The sequence below is a fragment of the Burkholderia sp. WSM2230 genome (assembly GCF_000472445.1).
GTDB lineage: Bacteria > Pseudomonadota > Gammaproteobacteria > Burkholderiales > Burkholderiaceae > Paraburkholderia.
This window is the reverse complement of the sequence record NZ_AXAJ01000013.1, coordinates 18477-33073: the sequence shown is the minus strand read 5'-3', so window position 1 is coordinate 33073 and position 14597 is coordinate 18477. Positions and strand designations below refer to the sequence as shown.

Below are 14597 nucleotides of genomic sequence, written 5' to 3'. Positions count from 1 at the left end.
CATGATGCCGCGGGCGCGGCCACACCGGAACGACATCGTGCAGCAGGAGCGGCCACACGCGAACGGCATCATGCAGCAGGCGCGGCCACACGCGAACGACACAATGCACCGGGCGCGGCCGCTTCGGAACGAGACGAGCCACGGCGGAAGTTCATTAATCGAAGTGATGCTTTCCCTCGCGGTGATGGCCGTTACCGCGCTGGGCCTCATCGCCGGACAATTGTGGACAGCGCGCGAGGCGCGAGCGATGTCGATGCGCGAACACGCCGCATGGATCGCAGATTCGGTCGCTGAAGCGATGTCTGCGCCTGCGGCCAGCGATGCCGCGCTCAGCGCGTGGCGCTCGCGAGCCGCGACGCTGTTGCCGCGAGGTGACGCGTCGATCATTGGGACAGGAGGAGCCTTAGTGGCGCGGGTCACGTGGACGGCTTCCCGCAACATGCCGCGCGCCGACGATGTAATCGACAAACCCGAGCCCTGTGGCGGAGTGGACGCCCCGGTGGGCCTGTCATGTGTCGCATTGGCGTTCGTCAAATGATGTTCCCCGTGCGTAATGGGCGCGGCCATACGCTGATCGAGTTCGTGATCGCAGTGGCGCTCGGGCTCGTGGTGACCGCAGGTGTCGTTTCGCTTTACACGACGCAGCGCGCGGCGTTCGACCACGCTAACAATGCTCTGCGTATCCGCGATGCAGGCTTGACCGCCCTGACTGTGGTTGGGCAGCAGTTGCAGATGGCGGGTTTCGTACCGGCCGATGTCGCGCAATATGGCGCGCCCGCGCCATTGTTCGGCTGTTCGGGCGGGCATCCCGCAGGCACCGACGACAGCCGTCTCACGTGCGAAACATTGACCGGCAAATCAGACGGTGTCGCGGTGCGATACGTCGGCGACAGTGTGTCGACCTGGCCGTCGTCCACGGGACAGACAACGGACTGCCTCGGGCAAGCTGTGACAGGCAATAGCGCGGGACTTGGCGATCGCGGCGTGCCGGTAGTCAATCGCTTCTACGCGAAGCCGAGTAGCTCGACCGGCGAGCCCGAGCTTTATTGCGAAGGAAACGGCAAGACAGGGTCCGCGCAGCCGCTGGTTGAAGGCGTCGAACGCCTGCGTATCAGATACTGGCTCGCCGGCGCGGCGAGCGCAGTTGATGCGTCGGCGGTGACAGCGGATCAATGGGCGACGGTCGTCGCGGTCGATCTATGCGTGCTCGTTCGGGGCGCGCCGCAGGGGCAACGCTCACGCTATACCGACTGCGACGGCGTGAGCGGCATTGCGACGGATTTGCGTCCGCGGCAGGCGTTCTCGCGGCGCGTCGCGCTGCGCAATTATGCGGAGAGCGTTTCGTGAGCAGAATACAAAACAAGGCAGGGCGCTGCTGCGTTGGCGAGGCTCGGCGGCGCTATGTATCGCAGAGGGAATGGCTGAGTCGCCGCCGCAACCGCGCCACGCTCGTGCACGAGCACGAGCACGAGCACGAGCACGAGCACGAGCACGAGCACCAGCACGAGCACCAGCACCAGCACCAGCACCAGCACCAGCACCAGCACCAACGCGGCGCCGTGCTCCCCATCGTCCTGTTGATCACAGCGATGCTGCTGACCACCTCGGCCGCGTGGTTCGAGGCCTCGCTCGCGGCAGCGCGTAGCGCGGTGAATGTGCGCGACTACTTGCAGGCCTTTCACGCGGCTGATTCCGCATTGACCTTATGTACCCGCAGCGTCATCGGATCCACGGCCACGGGCGTCATCGCATCGCCACCTGCCGGTCGCGAGCCGACGCAATGGAAACTCGAATCCGTATTCGAAGGCGCGGCTATCTCACCTATCGCGCAATGGCCGGGGTCGCTGCGCGCGCCCCAATGCCTGATCGAAGAGTGGCGCCTCGCCGGCCGCAAGGATGCCCGGGCGTATCTGCTCACGGCGCGTGGCTTCGGCAACAACACGGAGTCGCAGGCGTGGCTGCAGATGCAACTGCTTATCGACGGCGACAGGATCGAACGCCATTGGCGGCGCGTCGCTGCAAGGCCCTTTTGACGAGGTCTAGATGAGAAGACTGCACATGTTCGCATTCACCTTGCTCGAGCTGGTAATCACGCTCGCGATAGTCGCCGTACTGGCATTGTTCGCCGTGCCTTCGTATCGCAGCCACGTCGCGCGAACCCACAGGATCGACGCGGCATCGGCACTGTTCAGGACGGCGCAATTCGTCGAGGGCGCCGCAAGCGCCAGCATTGTTGCGCTTCCGCCGGGCTTTGACCAGGCGCCGCAATCCGGTGCGGTTGTTTATCGCGTGCGCGTCTTGCCGGCGGACGATGCTAACGGCGGCTATGCGATTGAAGCGGTCCCCGACGAATCAGGGCCGATGCGAGATGACCCCTGCGGCGTATTCACGCTCGACGCGACCGGGCTGCGAAGCAACCGGAGCGGCTCAAACGGTTCGGCGCTGCCCGTCGCAGAATGCTGGGGGACGAGCTAACGCGTGCTGTGATCAACCGGGTGCAGCAACTTCAACCCTGGTCGCCCGAACCGCCAGAAGGGCGCGACTCGCCTTTGATCTGCTGCCAGACGCGATACGCTTCCCAAGCCGCGAACGCCAGGCTGCCCCACTTCAGTGCGGGTTTCGCACCGGCTGTGACCGTCGCGCGCAGCGGTTTGGCAAGCGCCAGCGACACGAGAGAACTGATGAGTGGATATTGCTTGAGAAGAGCGCCAATGGTCCCTGCGTTCAGAAAGCTCGCCTTGGCTCCGCTGCCCATGCGTAGCCCGCCAAAGCCCGGCACGATGAATCTCAGCCAGCTAAAGTGCGTGACGGCCTCGCGCAATTCCATCGTGGCCTGGGCGAATTCCATGCGCTCGACGTCCGCGCGCACGAGCAACAGTTCCTTGCGCAGTGCTCGCAGTTGCGGTGCGCTCAGGTCTCGCGCCGGCTGGCGCTTGTTACGGTATGCGGTACTCGAGTAGCTTTGGCTCATGGCGTGTCGGGGCAGTGAGAGAGCAGGAACGGCATGACGAACGACCCGGAAAACATCGCGACAAACGGGACAAACGGGGACAAACGGCCGCGGTTGGCAACGGTTCATAAACGGCGCGGCAACCCGTCGCGTTGCACGCGTTCGTCGCGCTAAGGCCTGCGAAATACGTCGCGGTCTTTTTCGAATTCGGCGATGGTGGCCTCGAAAACCATCGGCGCATTGCGCAAGCCGCTGCGCGCCTTGAGTGCGCATACCAGCCCTGCAATGGCATAAACGAGCGTGATTCCGGCAAGCGCCTGCCAACGGTAGGTGTCCCAGAATGCAATGGCCACCAGCGCAGTGAGTGCGATCAGGGCCATGGTGGTCAGCATCATCGCCGCGAGGCCAAGGAAGAGCACGCCGAGCAGGCGATCCTTTTCTTCGGCCAGTTCAATGCCGATCAGTTCAAGGCGCGTTTGCAGAATGGCCGACACCGAACTGATGATGCGTCGTAATGGACTATGTTGTTCGCGCTGCGATTGTGTGTCGATCGTCATGGCTATGGGCGTTGCGCGGATTGGCCTAAGCGACGCGGAGAAAACGTGCGCGCCGGGATAAGCGGACCGGCCGGACATGCGCCGGTCAACTCGGTTGGATCGCATGCCGGATCAGACTGTTCCGGCAGCGCGCAGTGTTACTTGCGGTTGATCAGGAGACCCAGCAGCACGCCGGCGCCCGCGGCGATGCCAATGGATGCCCATGGGTGCTCGTGGACGTAGTCGTCGGTTGCACGGGCAGCCTTCTTGCCTTTCTCGACCACGACGACCTGCACGTCGGCCGCTTTTTCCCTGGCTTGCTTCAGACGGGACAGCGCCGTTTCGCGCAGTTCCGAAGCGCGCTCGCCCGTTGCGCTTGCGGCCTGCTTCAACAGGTCTTCCGCGTCCGCGAGGACGGTTTTGATATCCGACATCAATCTCTCCTTATTGACTTCCGACATTGACAGCTCCCCCTTCGTGTCACGCCACGCGTGAATCGTAACCAAAGAAACGGCGACTGGCGAGGCACTGCCCGGTTGCACCAGGCGAACGCACGAACCGTTCCCGGCGAGGCGAAACCCCTCCCAACAACAACTGACCAAACTCGCAGATGATGTTAATGCATGATGGAGTTGATCTGTCCCGCAAAGTTTCCACTAAATCGTCGAAAATTACAAAACCGCATAAAGTAGTGAGCCAATGTTGGTTCGGCATACACGCGCGCTGCCGTATGCTTTATCTTTGCGAAACCTGCGGGCAGAAGCCCGCGCTGGTTGTCCAGATACCTTAAGGAGATGCACATGAGTCTACGTCTTGGCGATATCGCACCGGATTTCGAGCAGGAGTCGAGTATCGGGCGCATCAAGTTTCATGAATGGCTCGGCGACAGTTGGGGTGTGCTGTTCTCGCACCCCGCCGACTTCACGCCGGTCTGCACCACCGAACTCGGCCTGACCGCCAGGCTTGCCGACGAATTTGCGAAGCGCAACGTCAAGACCATTGCATTGTCGGTCGACAGTGCCGAGTCGCATAACGAATGGATCAAGGACATCAATGAAACGCAGGCGGCCAATGTCGGATTCCCGATTCTGGCCGACGGCGACCGCAAAGTGTCCGAGTTGTACGACATGATTCACCCGAACGCGAACGAAACACTCACGGTGCGCTCGCTCTTCGTGATCGATCCGAAGAAGAAGGTGCGTCTAATCATCACGTACCCGGCGAGCACCGGGCGCAACTTCGACGAAGTGCTGCGTGTGATCGATTCGCTGCAGCTCACCGACAGCCACTCGGTCGCCACGCCCGGCAACTGGAAGCAGGGCGACGACGTGGTGATCGTGCCGTCGCTGAAGGACGAAGAAGTAATCAAGCAGAAGTTCCCGAAGGGCTATAAGGCGCTGCGTCCGTATTTGCGTATGACGCCGCAGCCGAACAAGTAAGCTTGCGCTGAGCGCGTCAAGAAACGGCGCGTTACGTCAACGAAAAAGGCCGGTTCGTTCACGAACCGGCCTTTTTTCACCTATGCATAAGCGCATAAGCGCCGCCAACAACCCAGCGCGTCACCACAGCATTCAGAAAAACGCCTGAATCCCCGTCTGCGCGCGGCCCAGTATCAGTGCGTGAATGTCGTGGGTGCCTTCATACGTGTTCACCACTTCCAGATTCACCAGATGCCGCGCAATGCCGAACTCGTCCGAAATGCCGTTGCCGCCCAGCATGTCGCGCGCGAGCCGCGCGATGTCGAGCGCCTTGCCGCACGAATTGCGCTTCATGATCGACGTGATCTCGACGGCCGCTGTGCCCTCGTCTTTCATGCGACCGAGGCGTAGCACACCTTGCAGGCCGAGCGTGATCTCGGTTTGCATGTCGGCGAGCTTTTTCTGAATCAACTGGTTGGCCGCGAGGGGCCGGCCGAACTGCTTGCGATCGAGCACATATTGACGCGCAGTGTGCCAGCAGGCCTCCGCCGCGCCGAGCGCGCCCCACGCAATGCCATAGCGCGCCGAGTTCAGGCACGTGAACGGCCCGCGCAGGCCGCTGACTTCCGGAAAGCGGTTCTCTTCCGGCACGAACACTTCGTCGAGCACGATCTCGCCCGTGATCGACGCGCGCAAGCCCACCTTGCTATGGATAGTCGGCGCCGAAAGTCCCTTCCAGCCCTTTTCGAGAATGAAGCCGCGAATCGCGTCCTTGCCGTTCTCTTCGAGCTTAGCCCACACGACGAAGACATCGGCGATCGGCGAATTGGTGATCCACATTTTCGAGCCCGACAACGAATAGCCGCCGTCGACTTTCTTCGCGCGCGTCACCATGCTGCCAGGATCGGAGCCGTGGTTCGGCTCGGTGAGCCCGAAGCAGCCGATCCATTCGCCGGTGGCGAGCTTCGGCAAGTACTTCTGCTTCTGCGCCTCGGAGCCGAATTCGTAGATAGGCACCATGACGAGCGAGGACTGCACCGACATCATCGAGCGGTAGCCGGAATCGACGCGCTCCACTTCCCGCGCAATCAGGCCGTACGCCACATAGTTGAGCCCCGGCCCGCCGTATTGCTCGGGAATGGTCGGGCCGAGCAGGCCGAGTTCGCCCATTTCGCGGAAAATCTCCACGTCCGTCTTCTCATGACGGAAGGCTTCGAGCACGCGCGGCTGGAGCTTGTCTTGCGCATAGGCCGCGGCTGCGTCGCGCACCATGCGTTCGTCTTCGGTGAGCTGCTGATCCAGCAGCAAAGGGTCTTCCCAGTGAAACTGCGCGGCCTCGGCCATGACGTATCTCCTGATGCTTGCCTATGCAGGCTTGACTTAAGTTCCGCTATGCGAAACAATGTTTTGCAAACGACACCCGAGTGTATCACCCTATGACGCCCGCAGCCACTTTCACCGAACCGCTCGACGAACGGAAATTTGTCGTCGCCCTCGCTCGCGGGCTGGACCTGCTGCGCGCCTTCAGGCCAGGCGAAACCATGCTCGGCAACCGCGATTTCGTAGAACGCACCGGCTTGCCGAAGGCCACGGTCAACCGCCTTGCCTATACGCTGACGGTGCTCGGCTATCTTCGGCTCGACGAGGGGCTCGGCAAATATGCGCTCGACGCGGGCGTGCTGTCGCTCGGTTTCGCGCTGCTTTCGGGCACGGACACGCTGGAACTCGCGCGTCCGCACATGCGCACGTTCGCGCGCGAAGTAGGCGCGGCGGTTTCGCTTGGCTGCCGCGACGGCCTCGACATGATTTATCTGGACACCATTCGCAGCGAAACTGCGCTGACGCTCGGCCTCGCACCAGGCTCGAAACTGTCGATGCTGACGAGTTCGATGGGCCGCGCTTATCTCGCCGTGCAGCCAGCCGACGTGCGCGACGCGCTGCTTGCGGAGCTAAAGAAAGCGGCGGGCAAGGGCGGAGCGGCGCTGGTCGCCGACGCCCTGAAGGAAATCGCCGCGTTCGCGAAAGAGCGCTGCTGCTATTCGTTTCGCGCCTGGCACGACGATGTGAACGCCGTCGCGGTGCCTTTTCGCGAGCCGCGTGAAGGACGCTGGCTCGTGCTGAGCTGCAGCGGGCCCGCTTCGTCGATGGGAGAAGAGGTGTTTCGCGAGAAAGTGGCGCCGCGGTTGAAGGCGCTTGCACGGCGCCTTGGCGACGCCGGCTGAAGTGTGTCCGAACTCGGGCCGAACTCAGGCCGCGCGGTCGTGATAGTGCGCGTTGAAGAGCGGCCCTTGCACGAAGCGCACATCGTATTGCTGCAGCGCTTCGAACTGCGGTTCGTCCATGACGCGGTTGAAGATCAGCGGGATGCGCAGCCGGCTCGCATAGCCGACTAGCGGCTTCACCGTTGCGTCGCGCAACGCGACCGCCGCATCCATCTTGAGAAAATCGAGCCGGGCGGTGTCCGACACCGAAAGAATCTGTCCCGCGTTGGACAGATTGCCTGCCACCTTGAAGCCGTAGTGCTGATAGCTCTTCGTCAGATAGCCGAGAAAAGTCTTATGCGCGACGGCGGCCGCGGGCAATTCAATCACTATCCTCGACGGATTCAAGCCGAACGACATCAGCACGCTTGAGAAATGGCGGCCGTGGTCGTACTTCACGCTCTTCAATAGCCGCTCGTGCACGCGCAGAAACAGCAGGCCGTGCCGCTGCGCGCCGAAGAAATTGATCGCATGCAGCGCGCGCGACATGCGGTCGAGCGCAACCAGTTGCTGATCGTCGGCGATGCGGTCGCACGCCTCGAACAGGTCGAACGGCGCGGCGTCGAGCCGCTGCGTGACCGCCTGGAAGCCCAGCTCATCGCCGAAACGATCCACGCTTTCCACATCCGACGACATCGACTGCGCCAGCGCGTGCACGCTGATGTCGAAGATCGGCTCGTAGGCGCTCGTCAATTCGAGGTCGGTAAAGCGCGCGAGGGCGATGTCTCCGTGGGGGCCGCGCGCCATCGCCAGGTGTTTGCCGAGAAAAGGATGCTCGGAAGCGCGCGCAACGAGATTGGGGATGGTCGGCGGAATCATTTAGGCGAGTGGAATACTTGGGTGGCGCGTTGGGCACCGGAACAGGGCGCGTGCGCCGCATTCTTCGATGGTAGCAGTCCCCGCCGCCGTCACATGAACAAAATGCTCATAACCATATCCGCCGAACGCCTGTCTGCGTGGGCTTCCGCGCGTTTCGGCGTCTGCGTCAGGGTATACGTTAATTTCACATATCGTAATTCGTTTTACTATGCGTAAATTCTTGGCGTCGGCATCTGCACCGGCAATGCGGCGGTGAAGTCGCGCGACACGCAGTGCGCCGGCTTCAGATCTTTCGGCAACCGCAGTTCTTACGACAACCACACCCGGAGACAACTCAATGAGCGCCCAGCGGGCCCCAGCAACCCCCAACGTAATCGAAGTCGAGCGCGTGCTCGGCGAAACGCATCGCCCTGCGTTCCAGTTCATGCTGCTCGCCCTGTGCGGGCTGTGCCTCGTGATCGACGGCTTCGACGCGCAGGCCATGGGCTACGTGGCGCCGAGCGTGATCGGCGAATGGCATGTGTCGAAGGCCGCGCTCGGTCCGGTTTTCAGCGCGAGCCTGCTCGGCATGCTGCTCGGGGCGCTGGGGCTGTCGGTGCTGGCCGACCGCATCGGCCGCCGTCCGGTGCTGATCGGCGCGACGTTTTTCTTCGCGCTGTCGATGCTCGCCACGCCCTTTGTCTCGACGATTCCCGCGTTGATCGCGCTGCGCTTCATCACGGGCCTCGGCCTCGGCTGCATCATGCCGAACGCGATGGCGCTCGTCGGCGAATTCTCGACGCCCGCGCATCGCGTGAAGCACATGATGCTGGTGTCCTGCGGCTTCACGTTGGGCGCGGCGCTCGGCGGCTTCATCAGCGCCGCGCTGATTCCGGCCTATGGCTGGCGCGCGGTGTTCTGGGTCGGCGGCGTGGTGCCGCTGCTACTAGCCGTTGCGATGCTTGCGCTGCTGCCCGAATCGCTGCAGTTTCTCGTGCTGAAGGGCCGCAGCGACCGCGCGTTGCGCTGGCTCGCGCGATTCAATCCGAACCTGCAGATCGACGCCGACACGCGCGTCGTGGTGCGCGAAAAGGGCAATGACGGTGCGCCGGTGGCGGAGCTGTTCCGCGCGGGCCGCGCGCCTGTCACGCTGATTCTCTGGGCGATCAGCTTCATGAACCTGATCGATCTGTACTTCCTGTCGAACTGGCTGCCTACCGTGATGCGCGAGGCCGGTTATTCGCCGGGCACGGCGGTGATCGTCGGCACCGTGTTGCAGACGGGCGGCGTGGTGGGCACGTTGATGCTCGGCTGGTTTATCGAACGTTTCGGCTTTGTGCGCGTGCTGTTCGTGTGCTTTGCGGGCGCGGCGCTCGCCGTGGGCACCATCGGCACCGTCGCGCATGTGTTGCCGTGGCTTTTGCTGGTGGTGTTCGCGGGCGGCTTCTGTGTGGTCGGCGGACAGCCGGCGGTGAACGCGCTGGCCGGCCACTTCTATCCGACCACGTTGCGCTCGACGGGCATTGGCTGGAGCCTCGGCATCGGGCGGATCGGCTCGGTGATAGGACCGCTCGTCGGCGGGCAACTGATTGCGCTGAACTGGTCGAACGAATCGCTCTTTCATGCGGCCGCCGTGCCGGTGCTGTGTTCCGCGCTGCTGGTGGTCGCACTCGCGGCGGCGACGCGGCAACGCAGCCGCCCGTCGGAGCCGCAAACTGCGTGAGACACAAAACAGTATCAACGGAGGACCTCGCATGGATACCCCAACACGTCAGCCGAATACGCTGAACTCGCGGCTCGAGATCGAGCCCGGCTATCAGTCCGGCTTTGCTAACGAATTCGCGACGGAGGCTTTGCCGGGCGCCTTGCCCGAAGGGCGCAATTCGCCGCAACGCGTCGCCTATGGTTTGTATGCCGAACAGTTGTCGGGCACGGCGTTTACCGCGCCGCGAGGCCATAACCGGCGTTCCTGGCTGTACCGCATCCGTCCGGCGGCGGTGCACAAGCCGTTCGCGCCGCTGCCTTCAGAGCGGCTTGTCGCCAATTTCGCCGAGGTACCGCCGACGCCGCCCAACCAGCTGCGCTGGGATCCTTTGCCCATGCCGGCTGAGCCGACTGATTTCGTCGACGGCTGGGTGACGATGGCGGGCAACGGCGCCGCCGAATCGATGAGCGGCTGCGCGATTCACCTGTACGCAGCGAATCGCTCGATGACGGACCGCTTCTTCTACAGCGCGGACGGCGAACTGCTGATCGTGCCGCAGGAAGGGCGTCTCGATATCGCGACCGAACTCGGCCGGCTTCACGTCGAACGGTTCGAAATCGCGGTGATTCCGCGCGGCGTGCGCTTCACGGTGAGCCTGCCGGACGGCGCCGCGCGTGGCTACATCTGCGAAAACTTTGGGGCGTTGCTGCGCTTGCCTGACTTGGGTCCGATCGGCTCAAACGGTCTTGCGAACCCGCGCGACTTCTTGACGCCGCATGCCGCCTACGAGGACCGCGAAGGCAACTTCGAACTCGTCGCGAAGATGAACGGCAATCTGTGGCGCGCGGACATTGGCCACTCGCCGCTCGACGTGGTGGCGTGGCACGGCAACTACGCGCCGTATAAATACGACTTGCGGCGCTTCAACACGATTGGCTCGATCAGCTTCGACCACCCGGACCCGTCGATATTTCTCGTGCTGCAATCGCAAAGCGACACGCCGGGCGTCGACGCGATCGACTTCGTGATCTTCCCGCCGCGCTGGCTCGCCGCGGAAGATACGTTCCGCCCGCCGTGGTTCCATCGCAATGTCGCGAGCGAATTCATGGGCCTCGTGCATGGCGTGTACGACGCGAAGGCCGAGGGCTTCATGCCGGGCGGCGCGAGCCTGCACAACTGCATGTCGGGCCACGGCCCCGACGCCGAGACCTTCGAGAAAGCGTCTCACAGCGACACGTCGAAGCCGAACAAGGTGGGCGACACCATGGCCTTCATGTTCGAAACGCGCACGCTGATCAAGCCGACGCGCTTTGCACTCGAAACCGCGCAACTTCAGGCGCACTACTACGAGTGCTGGCAAGGTCTCAAGAAACACTTCGATCCGGAGCAACGATGAGCGCAGTGAGCGATCTTCAGGCAACGCTCGATCCGTTGCGCAAAAGCTGGGTCGAGTCGGCCAACCAGCCGAGTCACGACTTCCCGATCCAGAACCTGCCGTTCGGCGTTTTCAGCGACACGAGCAACCCTGCGCGCCGCGTAGGCGTGGCGATAGGCGATGAAATCGTCGATCTGGCCGCATTGCAGGCGGCGGGGCTGCTGAAGGTGCCGTCGACCGCCGACGTTTTGGCGCGCGACACGTTAAACGACTTCATCGCGCTGGGCCGCGACGCGTGGCGCAGCGTGCGCATCCAGTTGAGCAGGCTGCTTGCGCGGGAGACGGTCACCTTGCGCGACGACGCTGCGCTGCGCGCCAAAGCGTTGGTGCGCGCGGCCGATGCGCGGCTTCATCTGCCCGTGCAGATTCCCGGCTACACCGATTTTTATTCGTCGAAAGAACACGCGACGAACGTCGGCTGCATGTTTCGGGATCCGAAGAATGCGCTGCTGCCGAACTGGTCGGAGATGCCGATTGGTTACAACGGACGCGCGTCGTCGGTGGTGGTGAGCGGCACGCCGGTGCGTCGGCCGAATGGTCAACTCAAGTTGCCCGATCAGGAACGGCCGGTGTTCGGCGCGTGCCGCAAGCTCGATATCGAGCTGGAGACGGGCTTTGTGATCGGCGGCGGCAATGCGTTGGGCGAGCCGATTGCGTGCGCGGACGCCGAAGCGCACATCTTCGGCATGGTGCTGCTGAATGACTGGAGCGCTCGCGATATCCAGCAATGGGAATATGTGCCGCTCGGTCCGTTCAATGCAAAGACGTTCGCGACCACCATTTCGCCATGGGTCGTCACGCTCGATGCGCTCGAGCCTTTTCGCGTCGCGCAGCCGGTGCAGGAGCCCGAGCCGCTTGCATACCTGCGGCATGACGGCGACCACGCGTTCGACATCGTGCTGGAAGTGAAGCTGCGTCCCCAAGGCGCCAAACAGGCAACGACGATCACGCGGACCAACTTCAGGTACATGTACTGGACGATGGCGCAGCAACTCGCGCATCACACGGTGTCGGGCTGCAACACGCGAGTGGGCGACCTGATGGGCTCGGGCACGATCAGCGGTCCAACGGAAGACTCGTACGGCAGCCTGCTCGAGCTGACGTGGAACGGCAAGAAGCCGCTCGAGCTGAAAGAGGGCGGCACGCGCAGCTTTATCGAAGACGGCGATGAATTGACGCTCGCTGGCTGGTGCCAGGGAGAGGGTTATCGCGTGGGGTTTGGCACGTGTGTGGGGGAGATTGTGGCGGCGTGGGAGTGACGCGAAGCGCGCCGGCCGTCGCACGAAGCCGGCCGGCGCTTTCACAGCAGCTCTTATCCCACCACTGCCACTCGCTGTGAGCGCCGTTCGATCGACACGGACCACAGCGTCAGCGCCAGCGCGCCAATCGATGTCGCCACTCCAACCCACGGCAGCCTGGTCAACGGCGCACCCGCGCCGATTGCCATGCCGCCGAGCCACGCGCCCGTTGCATTGCCGAGGTTGAATGCGCCCTGGTTCAACGTCGACGCAAGATTCGGCGCGTCGCTCGCGCGGTCGACAATCAGCATTTGCAGCGGCGGCACGATGGCGAACGCCAGAACGCCCCACGCGAAGATGGTGATCATCGCCGGGATTTCGGCGTGCATGGTGCCGGCGAAGATCGTCAGGATCACGACGATGGCGAACAGAAAGCCCACCAGCGAAGGCATCAGACGCCAGTCGGCGAGCTTGCCGCCGAGCGTGCTGCCAACGGTCAGCCCAAGGCCGAACAGCAGCAGCACGAGCGTGACCGCGTGCGGCGTAAAGCCGGTCACATCTTCGAGAATCGGCGTGATGTAGGTGAAGGTGGAGAAGAGGCTGGCCGATGCCAGCACGCTGATGCCGAGCACCATCAGCACCTGCGGGTTCTTCAGCACGCTGAACTCGCGCACGAGGCTCGCCTGCTGCATCTCGATCTTCGCGGGCAGGCAGACTGCGAGCGCGGCGGCCGCGGCGATGCCGATGCCAGTCACCGCCCAGAAGGTCGCCCGCCAGCCGGCAGCCTGGCCGAGCGCGGTGCCGAGCGGCACACCTAATACGTTGGCAAGCGTGAGGCCGGTGAACATCAGCGCGATGGCCTGCGCGCGGCGGTTCGGCGCGACAAGCCCGGCGGCGACCACCGAGCCGATTCCGAAAAACGCGCCGTGGCAGAACGCCGTGACGATTCGCGCGGCCATCAACACCGCGTAGCCCGGCGCGAGCGCGCACAGCAGATTGCCGACGATGAATACGCCGATCAGGCTCATCAGCGCTTTCTTGCGCGGCATGTTGGCGACCGCGATCGCCACGATCGGCGCGCCGATGGTCACGCCAAGCGCATAAGCCGAAACCAGCATGCCGGCCGCCGGAATCGAAACCGCCAGGTCGCGGGCGACGTCGGGCAAGAGCCCCATGATGACGAATTCAGTAGTGCCGATGCCAAAGGCGGCAACGGCGAGAGCAAGCAGAGGCAAAGGCATGGCGGCGGACTATGAGTCGGCGCGGCGGCAGGCGTCGCGCGGCCGGCGCGCGCTTTCGGGACGAGAGCGCGTGCGCCGTGGGGAGCAAAGAAGTCAGGGATTCTACCTAAGTCAAAACGATAGTGCCCGGCGCCGGTGCGGGTGTTGTTTTTGAAGCCACCAGCCGATGCTATCCGTCGGTATCTCCCGAACCTGGCGTTTCGCCATGACGCCCAGCGCCTTTTATAAACCGCGCGGCGCCCGCGACGCCCTCATCGAATACCGCCTGATATCCACCGGCGCCCTCACGCCGCAGTGCCTCGGCGAAATTTTCCAGCATGCTGTTTTCCAGCACAGACTGCCGATCGGCCAGAAGCGCCGCCTGCGGGAACGCCGCCAGCTCAGCCGCGAGTTGCTCTGCCGACGCGCGCGCCTCACCTTTGGGGACTACACGGTTGGCGAGGCCGAAGTCCAGCGCTTCCTGGGCGCTCACCGCGCGGCCAGTGAGAATCAGATCGAGCGCGCGCGACAGGCCAATCAGCCGAGGCAAGCGGATAGTCCCGCCGTCGATCAACGGAATGCCGACGCGGCGGCAGAACACGCCGAGCACCGCGTCTTCCTCGACGACACGCAGGTCGCACATTGCCGCCAGTTCGAGTCCGCCCGCGACTGCATAGCCAGAAATTGCCGCGATGACCGGCTTCGTGAAATTCATACGCGTCGGTCCCATCGGTCCAGAGCCGCTGCCGTCCGCGCTTATCTCGTTGCGACGAGTTTCGTCGGCGAGCGCGCTCAGGTCCGCGCCCGCGCAGAAAGTGCCGCCCGCGCCGAACAGCACGGCCGCGCGCCACGCCGGCTCGGCCTCGAAGCACTGGAAGGCAGCGCTCAACGCATCGGCGACGTGACGGTCGACGGCATTACGGCGCTCGGGGCGCTCAAGCACGATCGTTGCTACGCCGTTATCGTGGTTAGCCTCAATGCGCACATACTGATTGAAATTTCGGCTGCCAATCATCGTCGTGTCCTTGAAGGTCCG

Annotated in this window: 17 protein-coding genes; 9 read left to right on the top strand and 8 right to left on the bottom strand. The window is 63.5% G+C overall.

Annotation, left to right across the window (positions count from 1 at the left end; genetic code table 11):
* Positions 1–103: 103 nt before the first annotated feature.
* Both A3AC_RS0122295 and A3AC_RS0122290 read left to right on the top strand, forming a co-directional pair.
* Positions 104–538, top strand: a complete 435-nt coding sequence (locus A3AC_RS0122295) for a type IV pilus modification PilV family protein (RefSeq protein ID WP_025601519.1) — start codon at positions 104–106, stop codon at positions 536–538.
* Positions 535–1347: a PilW family protein gene (locus A3AC_RS0122290; RefSeq protein ID WP_025601518.1), complete on the top strand. Its 813-nt coding sequence runs from the start codon at positions 535–537 to the stop codon at positions 1345–1347. Before A3AC_RS0122295 ends, A3AC_RS0122290 begins: the two co-directional genes overlap by 4 nt.
* Here the strand turns inward: A3AC_RS0122290 and A3AC_RS30780 are convergent.
* On the bottom strand, positions 1326–1550 hold the full coding sequence (locus tag A3AC_RS30780) for a hypothetical protein (protein ID WP_025601517.1): 225 nt from the start codon (positions 1548–1550) through the stop codon (positions 1326–1328). The genes A3AC_RS0122290 and A3AC_RS30780 overlap by 22 nt on opposite strands.
* A 9-nt stretch (positions 1551–1559) precedes the next feature.
* On the opposite strand from A3AC_RS30780, the gene A3AC_RS0122280 reads away from it, so the two are divergent.
* Positions 1560–2033, top strand: coding sequence for a hypothetical protein (locus A3AC_RS0122280; protein ID WP_035475649.1), 474 nt, complete (start codon positions 1560–1562; stop codon positions 2031–2033).
* Between the two features lie 10 nt (positions 2034–2043).
* Positions 2044–2475 (top strand): type IV pilin protein, encoded by a 432-nt coding sequence (locus A3AC_RS0122275; protein ID WP_025601513.1) that lies wholly within the window; start codon positions 2044–2046, stop codon positions 2473–2475.
* Between the two features lie 31 nt (positions 2476–2506).
* Here the strand turns inward: A3AC_RS0122275 and A3AC_RS0122270 are convergent, their stop codons facing one another.
* From A3AC_RS0122270 to A3AC_RS0122260, 3 genes are all read right to left on the bottom strand, one after another.
* Positions 2507–2971: a DUF3318 domain-containing protein gene (locus tag A3AC_RS0122270; RefSeq protein ID WP_025601511.1), complete on the bottom strand. Its 465-nt coding sequence runs from the start codon at positions 2969–2971 to the stop codon at positions 2507–2509.
* A 149-nt stretch (positions 2972–3120) separates the two neighbouring features.
* The gene (locus A3AC_RS0122265; RefSeq protein WP_013338128.1) at positions 3121–3507 is read right to left on the bottom strand and encodes a phage holin family protein; all 387 of its coding nucleotides are present in this window, start codon (positions 3505–3507) and stop codon (positions 3121–3123) included.
* 137 nt (positions 3508–3644) lie between these two features.
* Positions 3645–3947 (bottom strand): DUF883 family protein, encoded by a 303-nt coding sequence (locus A3AC_RS0122260; protein ID WP_006047848.1) that lies wholly within the window; start codon positions 3945–3947, stop codon positions 3645–3647.
* Positions 3948–4286: 339 nt separating this feature from the next.
* On the opposite strand from A3AC_RS0122260, the gene A3AC_RS0122255 reads away from it, so the two are divergent.
* Complete coding sequence (locus A3AC_RS0122255; protein WP_025601510.1) at positions 4287–4925, top strand: peroxiredoxin; 639 nt, start codon at positions 4287–4289, stop codon at positions 4923–4925.
* A gap of 132 nt (positions 4926–5057) precedes the next feature.
* Here the strand turns inward: A3AC_RS0122255 and A3AC_RS0122250 are convergent, their stop codons facing one another.
* Positions 5058–6248 carry an acyl-CoA dehydrogenase gene (locus tag A3AC_RS0122250; protein WP_025601508.1) on the bottom strand — a complete coding sequence of 397 codons (1191 nt, stop codon included), beginning with the start codon at positions 6246–6248 and terminating at the stop codon, positions 5058–5060.
* Between the two features lie 92 nt (positions 6249–6340).
* Here A3AC_RS0122250 and A3AC_RS0122245 point away from each other — a divergent pair, with 92 nt between their 5' ends.
* Positions 6341–7126, top strand: coding sequence for an IclR family transcriptional regulator (locus A3AC_RS0122245; RefSeq protein WP_025601506.1), 786 nt, complete (start codon positions 6341–6343; stop codon positions 7124–7126).
* A gap of 24 nt (positions 7127–7150) precedes the next feature.
* On the opposite strand, the gene A3AC_RS0122240 is transcribed toward A3AC_RS0122245, so the two are convergent.
* The gene (locus A3AC_RS0122240) at positions 7151–7984 is read right to left on the bottom strand and encodes an EAL domain-containing protein (RefSeq protein ID WP_025601505.1); all 834 of its coding nucleotides are present in this window, start codon (positions 7982–7984) and stop codon (positions 7151–7153) included.
* Between the two features lie 337 nt (positions 7985–8321).
* On the opposite strand from A3AC_RS0122240, the gene A3AC_RS0122235 reads away from it, so the two are divergent.
* The 3 genes from A3AC_RS0122235 to fahA are packed head-to-tail and all read left to right on the top strand — an operon-like array spanning position 8322 to position 12362.
* Positions 8322–9686: an MFS transporter gene (locus A3AC_RS0122235; protein ID WP_025601504.1), complete on the top strand. Its 1365-nt coding sequence runs from the start codon at positions 8322–8324 to the stop codon at positions 9684–9686.
* Between the two features lie 31 nt (positions 9687–9717).
* Complete coding sequence (hmgA, locus tag A3AC_RS0122230; protein WP_025601503.1) at positions 9718–11064, top strand: homogentisate 1,2-dioxygenase; 1347 nt, start codon at positions 9718–9720, stop codon at positions 11062–11064.
* Positions 11061–12362, top strand: a complete 1302-nt coding sequence (fahA, locus tag A3AC_RS0122225) for a fumarylacetoacetase (protein ID WP_025601501.1) — start codon at positions 11061–11063, stop codon at positions 12360–12362. The genes hmgA and fahA overlap by 4 nt, the downstream gene beginning before the upstream one ends.
* A 53-nt stretch (positions 12363–12415) precedes the next feature.
* Here the strand turns inward: fahA and A3AC_RS0122220 are convergent, their stop codons facing one another.
* Positions 12416–13582 carry an MFS transporter gene (locus A3AC_RS0122220; RefSeq protein WP_025601500.1) on the bottom strand — a complete coding sequence of 389 codons (1167 nt, stop codon included), beginning with the start codon at positions 13580–13582 and terminating at the stop codon, positions 12416–12418.
* A gap of 169 nt (positions 13583–13751) precedes the next feature.
* A complete protein-coding gene (locus A3AC_RS29480; protein WP_035475646.1) occupies positions 13752–14576 on the bottom strand; it encodes a crotonase/enoyl-CoA hydratase family protein in 825 nt (274 codons plus the stop codon).
* Positions 14577–14597 lie beyond the last annotated feature (21 nt).